Raw genomic sequence first — 14982 nt, 5'->3', positions numbered from 1 at the left:
CATGATGCTCGACGGTCTCGGCTTTCCCGAAGCCCTGCGCTGGCGCGATGGCGCGCTCTGGTTCAGCGACATGTTCCGCTCGCGCGTGGTGCGGTGGCGCCTCGATGCCCCCGGATTCCCGGCCGAAACGGTGATCGACGCCGCGACCGGCGGGCCCGCCATGCCGGGCGGCCTCGGCTGGCTCCCCGGCGACGACGGGCACCCGGGCGACCTGCTCGTGGTCGACTGCCTCGAGCGGCGTGTGCTGCGGGTGCCGCTCGACGCCGCGGGCCGCGCCGCCGGTGCGCCGCTCGTGCACGCCGACCTGAGCGCCGTGATGTCGCATTCCGCGAACGACATGCACGTCGACCCCGACGGCACCGCGTGGGTGGGCGGGTACGGTTTCGACCCCGAGGCGGACGAACCGGTGGCATCGCCGCTCGTGCGCGTGCATCCCGATGGCGGCATAGACGTGACCGAGGCGACCTTCGTCTTCCCGAACGGGTGCGAACGCGACGCCTCGGGCGCGCTGCTCGTGGCCGAGACCTTCGCCGACCGGGTGTCGGCGTTCGTCATGCCGGCGGCATCACACGGCGCCGACGGCGCGGAGGTCGTGCGGTTCGCCGCGGGCAGCGGGCCCGACGGGCTCTCGATCGCGCCCGACGGCACCGTCTATGTCGCGCTCGCCTTCGCCGGAGCGCTCGCGCGCGTCGACCGCGGCGCGGCGGCGGATGCGGAGCCCGCGATCGTCTACCGCCCCGAGCCGATCGCCACGGGGCCCGGAGCCGGCCCGCTCGGCGTCTACGACTGCGCCGTGCTGGGTGACACCGGCCGCATCGCCGTCGCCATGGCGAGCCTCGACGAACCTCTCGCCGAGCGCGTCGACACCGGCCGCATCGTCATCCTCGACCGAAAGACCCTGTCGTGACCGCACCGGCACCCGCGCACCCCCTCCAGCCGCTGCTCCACGACGAGCTCGTCGTGCTCCGCGCGCCCACGCAGGTGTGGTCGGCCTCCGACGGCAGCATCGGCGCCGCCGCCATCCACGGCATCGCCCACAGCGACGTGCGCGTCGTACGCGCGCTGCGCTGGAGCATCGGCGGCCAGCAGCCCGAGCACCTGCAGACCGACGAGGCGGCCGCCGACCGGGTGCGCATCCACGGCCTGCTGCGGCACCTCGACGACCCGACGCCCGACCCCGGGGTGCGCGTCGTGCTCGAGCGCACCGTCGAGGCCACCGGCGTCTCCGAGACCCTCACCGTCAGCACGCGGCACGACCAGCCCATCGACACGACGGTCGAGCTGCACCTCGAGCCCGACGCCACCCTCGTCGACCAGCTCAAGCAGGGTCTGCCGCCGACGCCCCGCGTCGCGGTCGAGGTGCGCGACGAGGGGGCGCAGTGGCGGGGCGAGAACGTCACGGCGACGCTGCGCACCGACACCCTGAGCACCGAAACCCTGAGCGTGAGCGACGTCGACGGCGCGCTCGTGCTGCGTGCGCGGCTCGTCGTGCCCGCGCGCGGCTCCGCCTCGGTCGGGTGGCGCCTCGACGTGCACGACGCGATCGCCGCGGTGCGGGGGGCTGAGCAGCCGGTTCCGTGGGTGCGGCCCGTGGTCGAGCATCCCGATGCCCGCCTGCACCGCTGGGTGGCCCGGGCACTCGACGACCTCGACGCGCTACGGCTCGAGACCGTGGCCGTTCCGGGCGAGCAGTTCCTCGCCGCGGGCGCGCCGTGGTTCTTCACTCTCTTCGGCCGCGACTCGCTCTGGGCGGCACGCCTGCTGCTGCCCCTGGGCACCGACCTGGCCGGCAGCACCCTGCGCGTGCTCGCTGCTCTGCAGGGCTCGGTGCGCGACGACGACACGGCCGAAGAGCCGGGCAAGATCATGCACGAGCTGCGCCGCCAGACCCTCGTGATCGACGGCGATGTGCAGCTGCCTCCGCTCTACTACGGCACGGTCGATGCGACGCCGCTGTGGGTGTGTCTGCTGCACGACGCCTGGCGCGCGGGCCTGCCCGAGACGGAGGTGCGCGCCCTGCTGCCGCACCTGCGCGCCGCCCTCGGGTGGATGCGCGACCACGGCGACGCCGACGGCGACGGGCTGCTCGAGTACATCGACCGCTCCGGCCGCGGGCTCGCCAACCAGGGCTGGAAGGACTCGGGCGACAGCGTGCAGTGGCACGACGGCCGCCTCGCCCGCGGTCCGATCGCCCTCTGCGAGGTGCAGGCCTACGCCTACGAGGCGGCGCGCGGCGGCGCGGCGGTGCTGGATGCTCTCGGCGAGCCCGGCGAGGGCGACGCCTGGCGGCGCTGGGCCGACACCCTGCGCACCGCCTTCCACGAGCGCTTCTGGGTGACCGACCCGGCGCGGGTCGGAGAGCTCGGCCCGTACCCGGCGATCGCGCTCGATGCCGACAAGCAGCCCGTCGACTCGGTGACGAGCAACCTCGGGCACCTGCTGGGCACCGGACTGCTCGATGCCGAGCAGGCGGCCCTCGTCGCCCGGCGGCTGGCCTCCCCCGCCCTCGATTCGGGCTTCGGCCTGCGCACGCTGTCGACCGAGGCGGCCGGGTACTGGCCGTTCAGCTACCACGGCGGCTCGGTGTGGGCGCACGACACGGCCATCGCCATCCAGGGCCTCGTGCGCGAGGGGCACCGCGATGCCGCGGCGTCGCTCGCGGAGGGGCTGCTGCGCGTCGCCGAAGCGGTCGATTACCGCATGCCCGAGCTGCACGGCGGCGACGGCCTCGACGTCACCGGCCGGCCGATCCCGTACCCAGCGTCGTGCCGCCCGCAGGCATGGTCAGCGGCGGCCGCCATCGCCGTGCTCGGCGCCCTCACCTGAGCCGCCATCCGGCTCGGCGCTGTCTCCTGAGCCGCCATCCGGCTCGTCGCTGTCTCCTGAGCCACCATCCGGCTCGTCGGCGGCGAGCGCGCGCCGCACCGCCGGGCCGAGCACGAGCGCGGCGATGGAGCCGAGCACCACGACCAGAACCCCGAGCACCGCGAGGGTCAGGCCGAGGATGAGCCCCGCATCCACGGGTCTAGCGCCCCATCTTGCTGAGCTGGGCGACGACCTGGCGCGCGATGTTGCGGCCGGCGCGGTTGGCGCCGATCGTCGAGGCGGCGGGCCCGTAGCCGGCGAAGAACACGCGAGGGTCGCGGCCCGAGCGGTAGCTGTCGACGGTCACGCCGCCCTCCTTCTCGCGCAGGCGAAGCGGCGCGAGGTGCCGCAGCTCGGGGCGGAAGCCAGTTGCCCAGATGATCGCGTCGGCGGGCTGGCGCGTGCCGTCGTCCCACACCACCGCGTCGGGCTCGATGCTCGCGAACATCGGCCGGAAGTCGAGCACCCCACGATCGATCGCGGCCTGGATGCGACGCGTGCGCGGCACACCGGTGCCCGAGACGATGCTCGGCAGGGCCCGCCCGGCCCGCGCCGCGTCGTCCTGCTCGGCGACCGCTCGCTCGCGCGCCTCGAGGTTCAGGTCGACCTCGTCGATGAACTCGGGCGGTCGGCGCGTCGCCCAGGTGACGCTCGCCGCGTGCGGCTCGAGCTCGAGGATGAACCCGATCGCGCTCGTGCCGGCGCCGACGATGATGACGTTCTGCCCCGCGAACTCCTCGGCCGCCGTGTAGTCGGAGGTGTGCACCTGCCGCCCCGCGAACCGATCGCGGCCGGGGTACCACGGCACGAAGGGCGAGCCCCAGGTACCCGTCGCGTTGACGATCGTCGACGTGCCGAGCTCGAGCGGGCCGTTCTCGGTCGTCAGGCGCACCAGCAGGTCGCGCCCCTGGTCTTCGACATGAGTCACGGATGCGGGGCGCACGACCTGCAGCCCGTAATGCTGCTCGTACCGCGCGTAGTAGTCGGCGACCACGTCGCGAGCCGGAGCGTGGTGATCGGCGGTCGTGAAGCTGAGCCCCAACTCGTCCATGCCGGGCAGATCGTTGACCCGGTGCGCCGAGCCGAGACGCAGCGCCTCCCAGCGGTGCTGCCACGCGCCGCCGGTGCCGGGGCCGCGGTCGATCAGCACGAACTCCTGGCCGGCCTCGAGGCCGAGACGCCGCAGGAAGTACGCCACCGAGAGGCCTGCCTGACCAGCCCCGATGACCACGCAGGAGGTGGTCAGCTCGGGGATCGTCACCCGGTCAACGCTACCCGCTCGCGGGCGCGATGCGGCAGGCCGCCCGAGACTCGAATATGCCCGTGCGTGCTAAACTTCGGCACAGTTTTTCCACCGTCCCGACTCGGCATTCTGGGGTTCTCCCTAGCTCACCCGACGACACATTGTGAGGGGGTCACGCATGGGGCGCGGCCGACAGAAGGCGAAGCACACCAAGGTGGCGCGGGAGCTGAAGTACTTCACTCCTGACACCGACCTGACGCAGCTCGAGCGCGAGCTCGCTGCGGCAGCACACGCCGACGAGTACGAAGACAAGTGGGCGCACCTCGTCGACGACGAGGATGACGAGGACGACGACCTCGACGCCGAGCAGGGCCCAGCAGCGCAGACCGCGTAAGCCATCACGTGGCATGGAGGTGATCCGTTGAGGAACAAGGGCTCACTCCCGGCAGCGGGTCTTTCGCCGTTGCAGAGACTGATCGTGGAAGGTCGCGCGGTACTACCGACGCGATCTCTGAACGATCTGCCTCACCCTGTCGAGGGGCCCAGCCTGACGGCAACTCTCGAAGAACAGCGCAACTCCGACAACCGCTGAGAAAGCCGAGACCTCACGGTCGCTCTGCGAGCATCTGCTGCAAGGCACCGATCACGTCGAGGCGCCATCGAAAGTCAACCTTGTCAAGCTCGGTGGCGAGCCCGTCTGCGCTGAGCTCGGCACGATCAACTGACTCAGCTATCGCCACGGGAAGCGGAACGGCCGCGAAAGACTCCTCTTCGACGTTGTAAGCGAGTGCTCGCTCATCGCACTCCGCTCCGAATCGCTCCCACGCCGCGTCAAGTCGTTCCTCAAGCACCCGCGCCTCATGGTCTCGCATCGACCTGATCCACGCCTCGACTGAACCCAATGCCATCCGACTCGGCGACTCGGGTGGAAGGGCAACAACACCCATCACTCCAGTTTTCTTGATCCACACGTGGTCTCCCCTCCGCAGGCCGTCGTGGGTTGCCCGCCCCTTCGAACTACGTCGCGTAGGCCCCGACGAGCTTCACGGCCCCGCCGTCGACGCCCTTGGCGCCCTGCTCGAACCCGGTGAGGTCGTGCGCGGTCGTCGAGACCCGGCCGGCGACCCACGCGGGCACGCCACGGCTCTCGAGCGCGCGGATGACGGAGCTCGCGCTGTCGTGCGCGACGACGGCGAGCATCCCGACCCCGAGGTTCCACGTGCCCTCGGTCGACTCGAGCGAGTCGCCCGCCAGCTCGCAGAGCACCCGGAAGACGGTGGGCGGGCTCCACGAGCCGCGGTCGAGCTCGGCCCAGGATCCGACGGGCAGCACGCGCGCGAGGTTCGCCGCGATGCCGCCGCCCGTGACGTGGCTGAGGGCGTGCACCGCGCCGGGCAGCTCGGCGAGCACGTCGAGCAGCGGCGCGGTGTAGAGCGCGGTCGGCTCGAGCAGCGCACGGCCGACGACGCCGCCCAGCTCGGGCAGCTCGTCGTGGTACCCGATCTTCTTCGTGGCGAGGATGTGCCGCACGAGCGAGAAGCCGTTGCTGTGCAGGCCCGAGCTCGCCATCGCGATGACGACGTCGCCGTGCTGCACGCGCTCGGGCCCGAGCACGTCGTCAGCCTCGACGACGCCGACCGCGGCACCCGCGACGTCGTAGTCGTCGGGGCCGAGCAGGCCGGGGTGCTCGGCGGTCTCGCCACCGACGAGCGCGGTGCCGGTGGCCGCGCAGGCTTCGGCGATGCCGCGCACGATGGCGGCGATGCGCTCGGGGTGCACCGTGCCGCAGGCGATGTAGTCGGTCATGAAGAGCGGCTTCGCGCCGACCACGACGATGTCGTCGACGACCATCGCCACCAGGTCGTGCCCGATGGTGTCGTGGATGTCGAGGGCCTGCGCGATCGCGACCTTCGTGCCGACGCCGTCGGTGCTCGTGGCGAGCAGCGGGCGGCGGTAGTCGCGCAGCGCCGAGGCGTCCCACAGCCCGGCGAAGCCGCCGACCCCGCCGAGCACCTCGCGCCCGTGGGTCGCGGCGACCGAGGCCTTCATGAGCTCGACGGCGCGGTCTCCCGCGGCGGTGTCGACTCCGGCGGCGGCGTAGGAGTTCGTCATTCGTTCATCCGTTCCGCGGTCTGTCAGACTGGCCTCAGTCACCGTCAACCTTACGGTCTGGAGCACGCCCCGCATGTGCGGCATCGTCGGTCTCGTCTCTACGAGCCCCGTCAACCAGCAGGTGTACGACGCACTCGCTCTTCTGCAGCATCGCGGGCAAGACTCGACGGGAATCGCCACCGCCGAGGGCCGCGTGCTGCACATGGCGAAGGCCAAGGGCCAGGTGCGCGAGGCCTACCGCACCCGCGACATGCGCAGCCTGCTCGGCACCATGGGGCTCGGGCATGTGCGCTACGCGACCCGCGGCTCCGCATCCAGTGAAGAAGAAGCCCAGCCGTTCTACGTGAACGCGCCCTACGGCATCATCCTCGTGCACAACGGCAACCTCACGAACACGCGCGAGCTCACGCGCGAGCTGTTCGAGATCGACCGTCGGCACCTCAACACCTCGAGCGACACCGAGCTGCTCGTCAACGTGCTCGCCCACGAGCTGCAGGCGCAGGTCACCGGCAGCGACCTCGACCCCGACCAGGTGTTCGCCGCGATCAGCCGCGTGCACGAGCGCGTCGAGGGCTCGTACGCCGCGATCGCCCTCATCGCGGGGCACGGGATGCTCGCCTTCCGCGACCCGTTCGGCATCCGGCCGCTCGTGCTCGGGCGCCGCTCCGCGGGCCTCACAGGGTACGAGTGGGTGGTGGCGAGCGAGTCGCTCGTGCTCGAGGCGGGCGGATACGAGACCGTGCGCGAGGTCGCCCCCGGCGAGGCGGTGTTCATCACCGTCGGCGGCGAGATGATCTCGCGCCAGTGCGCGGCAAACCCGCGCCTGGTTCCGTGCTCGTTCGAGTACGTGTACCTGGCACGTCCCGACTCGATCATGAACGGCATCTCGGTCTACGAGGCGCGGCTGCGCCTGGGCGACCGGCTCGCCGACACCATCGCCCGCTACACCCCGATGGGCGACATCGACGTGGTCATGCCGATTCCCGACTCGTCGCGGCCCGCCGCGATGCAGGTGGCGCAGAAGCTGGGCATCCCGTACCGCGAGGGCTTCTACAAGAACCGCTACGTCGGGCGCACGTTCATCATGCCGGGGCAGGAGACGCGCAAGAAGAGCGTGAAGCAGAAGCTCAACGCGATGTCGTCCGAGTTCGCCGGCAAGAACATCCTCATCGTCGACGACTCGATCGTGCGCGGCACGACGTCGCGCGAGATCGTCGAGATGGCACGGGCCGCCGGCGCCAACAAGGTCACCTTCACGTCGGCGGCGCCGCCGGTGCGCTACCCGCACGTCTACGGCATCAACATGCCGACGCGGCGCGAACTCATCGCGCACGGCCGGAAGATCCCCGAGATCAACACCGAGCTCGGTAGCGACCACCTGATCTACCAGGAGGTCGAGGACATGCAGGCCGCGATCATCGAGGGCAGCGACGTCACCGAGCTCGAGATGAGCTGCTTCACCGGCGAGTACGTCACCGGCACCGTCACCCCCGAGTACCTGCGGTGGGTCGAGGAGAACCAGCTGAGCTGAGCGCGCTGCGGGCGCAGTCCGGAGCCCGCGGCTCAGGCTCGTCGCTCCGTCTGCTCGCTCAGTCCTCGAGCTCGCCCTCCAGCGGGGCCGCGTCGACGACCTGCCGCTCGGCGGCGACCGTGCGCACGCTCTTCTGCGAGCGGCGGTCGAGCACGACGCCGATGATCGCGCCGAGCAGCACGCCCGCCGTCACGCCGTAGATCGAGAAGTAGCCGAGCAGAGCGGCGAACCCGACGAGCGGGTCGGCCGGGAAGAGGCTCGTCGCGACGAGGGTGGCGAGGAAACCGATGAGACCGCCCACCACCATGAAGGCGGGGATCTTCGGCGCGCGCCGAACCTGCACGGTGGCGCGCTCGGTCGTCGGCTCGGGGGCGCCACTCGGCTCAGTCACGCCCCCATTCTGGCGCACCGCGCTGAGTGGCCGGTCAATACGCGAGCGGGAAGAGCGCCGAGAGATCGGAGCGGGCGCCCGAGGCGTGCACACGGCCCGCGGCGACGGCGCTCGCCCAGTCGAGACTGCCGGTCGCGATCGCCAGGAAAGTCGCAGGGTCGAGCTCGACGACGTTGGGCGGGGTGCCGCGGGTGTGCTTCGGACCCTCCACGGCCTGCACGGCGCCGAACGGGGGCACGCGCACCTCCACGCTCTTGCCAGGGCTGGCCTCGGCGAGCACCTGCAGCAGGTAGCGCACGGCGAGCGCCGTCACGGTGCGGTCGGGTGGCGTGCGGTCGGTATGCTCGCTCGCGGCGAGCACCGTGCGCACCGCATCCCGCCCCGCGGTCTCGTCGATGCGCGCTCTCGCCACGCACCGAGGCTACGCTCCCCCGGGCCGACGACGCCGCGCTCGCTAGGCTGACCGGGTGAGAATCCTCGTCCTCGGCTCGGGCGCGCGCGAGCACGCCATCATCACGGCCCTGCTGCGCGAGCGCGATGCCGCCGGCGCAGCCGCCCACGAGATCACCGCGGCCCCCGGCAACGCGGGCATCGCGACCGCCGTGCCCGTCGTCGCCCTCGATGCGACCCGCGGCGACGTGGTCGCCGACTACGCGGTCGACAACGACATCGAGCTCGTCGTCATCGGGCCCGAGGCACCGCTCGTGTCGGGCGTCGCCGACGCCGTGCGCCGGCGCGGCATCGCCGTGTTCGGCCCCGGCCAGGCCGCGGCGCAGCTGGAGGGCTCGAAGGCCTTCGCGAAGCGCATCATGGACGCCGCAGGCGTGCCGACCGGCCGCGCCGTGCGCGCCGGCACCCTCGCCGAGGTCGAGCAGGCGCTCGACGACCTGGGCGCCCCCTACGTGGTGAAGGCCGACGGGCTCGCCGCCGGCAAGGGCGTCATCGTCACGAGCGACCGCGCGGCCGCGGTCGACCACGCCGCGCACTACCTGCAGCAGGGCGGCGTGCTCGTCGAGGAGTTCCTCGATGGCCAAGAAGTCAGCCTCTTCCTGCTCAGCGACGGCCACACCGTCGTGCCGCTGAGCCCCGCGCAGGACTACAAGCGCATCGGCGATGGCGATACCGGCCCGAACACGGGCGGCATGGGCGCGTACTCGCCACTGCCGTGGGCGCCCGAGGGCTTCGTCGACGAGGTGATCCGCACGGTCGCCGAGCCGACGGTGCGCCAGCTCGAGAGCGAGGGCACCCCCTTCATCGGCCTGCTCTACTGCGGGCTCATCGTCACCGCGCAGGGCATCCGCGTCATCGAGTTCAACGCGCGTTTCGGCGACCCCGAGACCCAGGTCGTGCTGCCGCGTCTCGTCACGCCGCTCAGCGAGCTGCTGTTCGCGGCGAGCACCGGGCAGCTCGCCGGCCGGGCCTATCCCGAGTTCAGCGACGACGTCGCCGTGACCGTCGTGCTCGCGAGCGAGGGCTACCCGGTGAGCGCGGCGCCCAGCCGGCCCCTCACCGGGCTCGACGAGGCCGCCGCCGTCGAGGGGGTCACGATCGCGCACGCCGCCACCGCCCGTTCGACCGACGGCTTCGTCGCCACCGGCGGGCGCGTGCTCAGTGTCGTCGCCACCGGAACCGACTTCGCGCAGGCCCGCGCTCGCGCCTACGAGGCGATCGGCCGCATCGGCCTCGAGGGCGGGCAGTACCGCACCGACATCGCGCTGCGGGTCGTCTGATGGCGGATGCCCTCGCCGTGCACGGCTGGCAGCACGTCTACTCGGGCAAGGTGCGCGACCTCTACGAGCATCCCGAACACCCGAGCCTCATGCTCGTCATCGCGAGCGACCGGGTCAGCGCGTTCGACCACGTGCTCGAACCGGGCATCCCCGGCAAGGGCGCCCTGCTGACCCAGCTGACGCACTGGTGGTTCGCGCGACTGGCCGAGGGGGAGCATCCCGTCGCCAATCACCTGGCCGACGCCGGGTCGGGTGCCGCGCTGCCCGCGGTGCCGGCCGAGGTCGCCGACCGCGCGATGCTCGTGAAGCGCCTCGACATGCACCCCATCGAGTGCGTCGTGCGCGGCTACCTCACCGGCTCGGGCTGGGCCGAGTACCGCGCGTCGGGAACGGTGTGCGGCATCCCGCTGCCCGCCGGCCTCACCGATGGCGACCGCCTACCCGAACCGCTCTACACACCCGCGTTCAAGGCGCCGCTCGGCGAGCACGACGAGAACATCAGCTTCGAGCGCTCGGTTGAGCTCGTGAGCGCGCCGATCGCCGAGGCGCTGCGGGATGCGTCACTCGCGATCTTCCGCCGCGCGAGCGACATCGCCCTCGAGCGCGGGGTGATCCTCGCCGACACGAAGTTCGAGTTCGGCACCGACCCGGCCACGGGTGCGCTGACCCTCGCCGACGAGGTGCTCACGAGCGACAGCTCGCGCTACTGGGACGCGTCGCTCTATGCGGCCGGCGGCCCCTCGCGCATGGACAGCTTCGACAAGCAGATCGTGCGCGACTGGCTCGCCGCCCACTGGGACAAGACGGGAGAGCCCCCGGCCCTCCCCGCCGAGATCGTCGAGCGCACGGCCGCCCGCTACCGCGAGCTCATCGCCCGCCTCTGCGGCTGACCCCCCCAACCCCGTTCTTGCCAGATCTGGCACAAACGGGCGCTACAGCCGGGGCAAACCACCATCACGCGGCCAATCTGGAGACTCTCATGGTGCAGTCGCGCGGAATGGGGCGGGAGACGAAGCGGTTGACTTGCGCATGACCGACACCGCACGGCTCGCCGCCGACACCGCCATGGGCGCCGTCACTCTCGACGTGGCCGACCTCGACCTCATGACGCGGTACTACGGCGGCACGCTCGGCCTCGACGTGCTCAGTGCCGAGGGCGGGATCGTGGTGCTCGGGCGCGCGGGCGGCGCGGGCTCCGTATCCGGTACCGATGACCGCGGGCGTCCCGCCCGACCCCTGGTCGTGCTGCGGCACGCGCCCGATCTGCGCCATGCGAGCCCGAGCGAGGCGGGGCTGTTCCACACGGCGATCCTGTTCGAGACGCAGGCTGCGCTGGCCGCGGCCGTGTACGCGGTGGCCCAGGCGCACCCGGGCAGCTTCACCGGCTCGAGCGACCACCTCGTCAGCCAGGCCTTCTACTTCGACGATCCCGAGCACAACGGCGTCGAGCTGTACTGGGATCGCGACCGCACCGAGTGGTCGTGGGTGCACGGGCGCGTCGAGATGAGCACGCTCTTCCTCGACCCGAACGGCTTCCTGCGCGAGCACCTCACCGAGGAGGCGCTCGCCGCGCACGGCACGGCGGCCGCGACGGTCGGGCACGTGCACCTCAGCGTCGGCGATGTCGCCACCGCGCGCGACTTCTACGTCGACCGGCTCGGTTTCGACCTCACCACGACGTACGGCGACCAGGCGATCTTCGTGAGCGCCGGCGGGTATCACCACCACATGGCGATGAACACGTGGCGCTCGCGCGGCGCCGGGGTGCGCACGCGCGCCCTCGGGCTGGGGCAGGTCGACATCGTGCTACCCGACGCCGACGAGCTCGGCGCGACGGCCGAGCGGCTGCGTCACCACGGCCTCGCCGTGCGCGACGACGGTCGCACTCTCGAGGTCGACGACCCGTGGGGCACCGTGCTGCGGCTCGCCCCGGCTGTCGCCTAGCGGCCTATGCGCCGGAAAAGAGAGCGGGAAGCCCCAGAGCGACGAAAGCGAACCCGCTGCCGACGCTGATGAAGATGAGGGTGCACACCTGCGGCCAGTTGCGAGCAAGCAACTCAGACGGCAGGAGCAGCGCAGCCCCCACCAACACGCCGACACTGGTGATGGCCAGCCCGACGTCTCGCGCCAAAGCCGACTCCGCAGCATCGCGTGACGCGATTGCCCACGCCGTGAGCATCATCACGACGAGCACCACGAAGGCCATCGATACAACGGCCCACCCCGCGACCCACAGCCCCAGTGCGGGCTGGCGAACCCACTCTGGCCCGACCATTGCGGCGTGCTGAGTGTCGATGGAGCTCGCGAGACGTCGATTGACACTGGGCCGACGCGGGGGTTGAGGAAGTCGGGGGAGCTTCTCGTAGCGCGGAAGCAACAGAACCCGATACGGATCCACTGACCACTGCTGCAGGAAGACCGCAAACGCGCGTCGCTCACGGTCGGTCGCCCACTCCGGCGTCAGCGCGCTCCACCGACCAGCCTGCTCAGCGTGGCCGAGGTCGCGATACAGCTCGGCGAGCGCGAGCCGTGCCCGCGTGGACTGCGGGACATCACGAACCAGTTGGCGAAGCGAGTCGAGTGCGGCCCGACTGCGACCGGCGACGTGCCAGGTGTGAGCGCGCTCGATTCGCGATTCGATGTCCATGGTCAGAACCTAAGCAGAGTCTTCTCGTGCACGCGCAGCTCTCACCCCAGGGTGACCGTGTACGCCTAGACTCGCGCCCGTGCACGACGCCCCACCGCCCACGGCCCTGCGCTTGAGCCGCGCGATCATCGCCGCGCAGGCTCCCGTGCTGCTGCCGCAGGGGCGTCGGCTGCGGCGCGAGACACCGCGGCTTCCGGATGCTCCGCTGCCGTGGAGCGGCCGCGTCGAGCCCGGCGGGCTCGCGCCGACCGGGCTGCTCGAGCCGGGCGACCCGGCGGCCGGCGTCGATGCCCTCGAGCCGAAGACCGACCCGGCATCGGCATCCCGCCCCCTGCACCTGCTCGTGCTGGGCGACTCGACCGCGGCGGGCGTCGGGGTCGAGCACGCCGACCTCGGGCTCGGCGGGCGGCTCGCGGAGGCGATCGCGGCGCGCACCGGGCGGCCCGTGGTGTGGCGCGCGGCCGGAGCGAACGGCGCGACCTCGCGCGACCTCGTGCGGCAGTATCTGGCGGACGCGCTCGTTGGCCCGACCGACCTGGTCTTCCTCACGATCGGCGCCAACGACGCGCTCGCCCTGCGGTCGGCGCGCGCGTTCCGGCGCGACGTGCGGCGCATCGTCGAGCGGACGTTCCACGCGCATCCGCACGCGGCGCTGCTCATGTCGTCGCTGCCGGCGTTCTTCCGGTTCACGCTGCTGCCCGAGCCGCTGCGCGGCAGCCTCTACCGGCACTCGCAGGCGCTCGAGGCGGCGGCGCGGGCCCTCATCGCCGCTCAGCCGCGGGCCCACATGTCGCCGCCCCCGCCGCCCTACACCGAGGGGTTCTTCGCGAGCGACGACTTCCACCCGAGCGCCATCGGCTACAGAGACTGGGCCGACTTCGCGGTGGAGGATGCCTGGAGCGTCGGCTTCGGCCGGCTGCTCGACGAGCGCTGAGGCACCCCGACCGGGCTGCTGTGCAGACCCCGGGCCTAGACTCGCGCCCATGACCGCCAGCCCGCGCCCCCTCCGTGGTCGGCGGCTCAGCCGCGCGGTCGCCCTCGCCCTCGCCCCGATGCTCGTACCGCAGACGGTGAAGCTGCGGGCGACGGTGCCGAGGCTGCCCGAGCCGCCTCACCCGTGGGAGGGCGGCGGCGGAACCGACCCGCTGCACCTGCTCGTGCTCGGCGACTCGATGGCGGTGGGCGTCGGGGTCGACGACGCGGCCGACGGCCTCGCCGGCCACGTCGCGGAGGAGCTCACCGAGCGCCTCGGCCGCCCCGTGCGGTGGCGCGCCCGCGGGCGCAACGGCGCGACGGCGCGCGATGTGATCCGCGACCACCTCGACGACGCGCTCGCCGACCCGACCGACGTGGTCGTGATCAGTCTCGGCGCGAACGACGCCATGCAGGTGCGCTCGCACCGCGCCTTCCGCCGCGACGTCCGGCACATCGTGCACGACATCGCTGCCCGGCACCCGGAGGCGATCGTGCTGATGAGCGCGCTGCCCGCCTTCCACCACTACGGCCTGCTGCCCGAACCGCTGCGCAGCACCCTCGCCCTGCACGCGCAGGCCCTCGAGGTCGCCGCCCGGCGCGCGCTCGAGCGCTTCCCGCGCGCCCACATGACCCCGCCGCTGCCGCCCTACCCCGACGACTTCTTCGCCTCCGACGAGTTTCACCCCGGGCCCGCGGGCTACCCGGTGTGGGCGCGCTTCATCGTCGCCGACGCCGTGCGGCACGGCATCGCGGCACGCATCCCGGTGTGAGCGGCGGCCCGTCGGCGGCTGCGGGCCGCGCCCCGGTCGACCTGGCGACCCTCGCCGGGATCGTCGAGGGGATGCTCGCCGCGCGCTCCGCATCCGGCCCGCTGCTCGTGGGCCTGGTCGGAGAGCCCGGCGCCGGCAAGTCGACCGCGGCCGCCGAGCTCGCCGACCGCCTGCCGGCCGCGCGGGTGCTGCCGATGGACGGGTTTCACCTGCCGCAGGCCGAGCTCGTGCGGCTCGGGCGCCGCGACCGCATGGGCGCCCCCGACACCTTCGACGTCGAGGGTTTCGTCGCCCTGCTCGAGCGCCTCCGCGATCTCCACAACTCAGGAGAGACCGTGCACGCGCCCGGCTTCGACCGGCGTGTCGAAGAGCCGGTGCCGGGCGCACTCGCGCTGACTCCTGAATTGCGGTGCATCGTCGTGGAGGGCAACTACCTGCTGCTCGAGCAGGGGGGCTGGCAGCGGGTCGCGCCGCTGCTCGACCTCACGGTCGGGGTCGTGCTCGACGCGGCGACGCGGCACGAGCGGCTCGTCGCGCGACACATCGCCTTCGGCAAGAGCCCCGGGGCCGCGCGGGCCTGGGTGCTCGGCCCCGATCAGGCGAACGCCGCCCTGATCGCGCCCACGCTCGCCCGCGCCGACCTGCTGCTCGGCGTCGACTGAGGCGGGCGCAGCCGCCCGCGCCGACGTGCTCGTGCAGGCTCAGTAGACTCGAGGCA

Annotated in this window: 16 protein-coding genes; 10 read left to right on the top strand and 6 right to left on the bottom strand. The window is 72.3% G+C overall.

The features are described from left to right. The first annotated feature begins 1 nt into the window (after window position 1). Window positions 2-907, top strand: coding sequence for an SMP-30/gluconolactonase/LRE family protein (locus tag BJ959_RS08355; protein ID WP_153982093.1), 906 nt, complete (start codon window positions 2-4; stop codon window positions 905-907). Beyond that, window positions 904-2826 (top strand): glycogen debranching N-terminal domain-containing protein, encoded by a 1923-nt coding sequence (locus tag BJ959_RS08350; RefSeq protein WP_153982094.1) that lies wholly within the window; start codon window positions 904-906, stop codon window positions 2824-2826. The genes BJ959_RS08355 and BJ959_RS08350 overlap by 4 nt, the downstream gene beginning before the upstream one ends. On the opposite strand, the gene BJ959_RS08345 is transcribed toward BJ959_RS08350, so the two are convergent. Together BJ959_RS08345 and BJ959_RS08340 are read right to left on the bottom strand one after the other, a co-directional pair. Beyond that, window positions 2785-3021: a hypothetical protein gene (locus tag BJ959_RS08345; RefSeq protein ID WP_153982095.1), complete on the bottom strand. Its 237-nt coding sequence runs from the start codon at window positions 3019-3021 to the stop codon at window positions 2785-2787. The two genes, BJ959_RS08350 and BJ959_RS08345, sit on opposite strands and share 42 nt — an antisense overlap. Window positions 3022-3025: 4 nt before the next feature. Beyond that, a complete protein-coding gene (locus tag BJ959_RS08340; RefSeq protein WP_153982096.1) occupies window positions 3026-4126 on the bottom strand; it encodes an NAD(P)-binding domain-containing protein in 1101 nt (366 codons plus the stop codon). A gap of 160 nt (window positions 4127-4286) precedes the next feature. On the opposite strand from BJ959_RS08340, the gene BJ959_RS08335 reads away from it, so the two are divergent. Next, window positions 4287-4502, top strand: coding sequence for a DUF3073 domain-containing protein (locus BJ959_RS08335; protein ID WP_047560922.1), 216 nt, complete (start codon window positions 4287-4289; stop codon window positions 4500-4502). Window positions 4503-5125: 623 nt separating this feature from the next. Here the strand turns inward: BJ959_RS08335 and purM are convergent. Continuing rightward, window positions 5126-6220 (bottom strand): phosphoribosylformylglycinamidine cyclo-ligase, encoded by a 1095-nt coding sequence (gene purM / locus BJ959_RS08330; RefSeq protein ID WP_153982097.1) that lies wholly within the window; start codon window positions 6218-6220, stop codon window positions 5126-5128. 73 nt (window positions 6221-6293) lie between these two features. Between purM and purF the strand changes: the two genes are divergently transcribed. Beyond that, a complete protein-coding gene (purF, locus tag BJ959_RS08325) occupies window positions 6294-7751 on the top strand; it encodes an amidophosphoribosyltransferase (RefSeq protein WP_153982098.1) in 1458 nt (485 codons plus the stop codon). 58 nt (window positions 7752-7809) lie between these two features. Here the strand turns inward: purF and BJ959_RS08320 are convergent, their stop codons facing one another. Beyond that, complete coding sequence (locus tag BJ959_RS08320; RefSeq protein WP_153982099.1) at window positions 7810-8142, bottom strand: hypothetical protein; 333 nt, start codon at window positions 8140-8142, stop codon at window positions 7810-7812. A gap of 34 nt (window positions 8143-8176) precedes the next feature. Beyond that, window positions 8177-8554, bottom strand: coding sequence for a sterol carrier family protein (locus BJ959_RS08315; RefSeq protein WP_153982100.1), 378 nt, complete (start codon window positions 8552-8554; stop codon window positions 8177-8179). A gap of 55 nt (window positions 8555-8609) precedes the next feature. Between BJ959_RS08315 and purD the strand changes: the two genes are divergently transcribed. The 3 genes from purD (at window position 8610) to BJ959_RS08300 (ending at window position 11816) form a co-directional block, all read left to right on the top strand. Beyond that, the gene (gene purD, locus BJ959_RS08310; protein WP_153982101.1) at window positions 8610-9872 is read left to right on the top strand and encodes a phosphoribosylamine--glycine ligase; all 1263 of its coding nucleotides are present in this window, start codon (window positions 8610-8612) and stop codon (window positions 9870-9872) included. Beyond that, window positions 9872-10762, top strand: coding sequence for a phosphoribosylaminoimidazolesuccinocarboxamide synthase (locus BJ959_RS08305; RefSeq protein ID WP_153982102.1), 891 nt, complete (start codon window positions 9872-9874; stop codon window positions 10760-10762). Before purD ends, BJ959_RS08305 begins: the two co-directional genes overlap by 1 nt. A gap of 139 nt (window positions 10763-10901) precedes the next feature. Further along, window positions 10902-11816, top strand: a complete 915-nt coding sequence (locus tag BJ959_RS08300) for a VOC family protein (RefSeq protein ID WP_243738894.1) — start codon at window positions 10902-10904, stop codon at window positions 11814-11816. A 4-nt stretch (window positions 11817-11820) separates the two neighbouring features. On the opposite strand, the gene BJ959_RS08295 is transcribed toward BJ959_RS08300, so the two are convergent. After that, a complete protein-coding gene (locus BJ959_RS08295) occupies window positions 11821-12519 on the bottom strand; it encodes a DUF6584 family protein (protein WP_153982103.1) in 699 nt (232 codons plus the stop codon). A gap of 79 nt (window positions 12520-12598) precedes the next feature. On the opposite strand from BJ959_RS08295, the gene BJ959_RS08290 reads away from it, so the two are divergent. Genes BJ959_RS08290 through BJ959_RS08280 form a run of 3 tightly spaced genes read left to right on the top strand, consistent with a single transcriptional unit; the run spans window position 12599 to window position 14926 of the window. Further along, window positions 12599-13453, top strand: coding sequence for a GDSL-type esterase/lipase family protein (locus BJ959_RS08290; protein ID WP_153982104.1), 855 nt, complete (start codon window positions 12599-12601; stop codon window positions 13451-13453). Between the two features lie 49 nt (window positions 13454-13502). Continuing rightward, window positions 13503-14264 carry an SGNH/GDSL hydrolase family protein gene (locus BJ959_RS08285; RefSeq protein ID WP_165878994.1) on the top strand — a complete coding sequence of 254 codons (762 nt, stop codon included), beginning with the start codon at window positions 13503-13505 and terminating at the stop codon, window positions 14262-14264. Next, window positions 14261-14926, top strand: coding sequence for a nucleoside/nucleotide kinase family protein (locus BJ959_RS08280; RefSeq protein WP_341799910.1), 666 nt, complete (start codon window positions 14261-14263; stop codon window positions 14924-14926). Before BJ959_RS08285 ends, BJ959_RS08280 begins: the two co-directional genes overlap by 4 nt. Window positions 14927-14982: the final 56 nt, after the last annotated feature.

This window comes from Microcella frigidaquae (genome assembly GCF_014200395.1).
In the GTDB taxonomy this organism is placed as follows: domain Bacteria; phylum Actinomycetota; class Actinomycetes; order Actinomycetales; family Microbacteriaceae; genus Microcella; species Microcella frigidaquae.
Note: the sequence above shows the minus strand (reverse complement) of the source record. Positions and strands in the feature narration are given on the sequence as shown.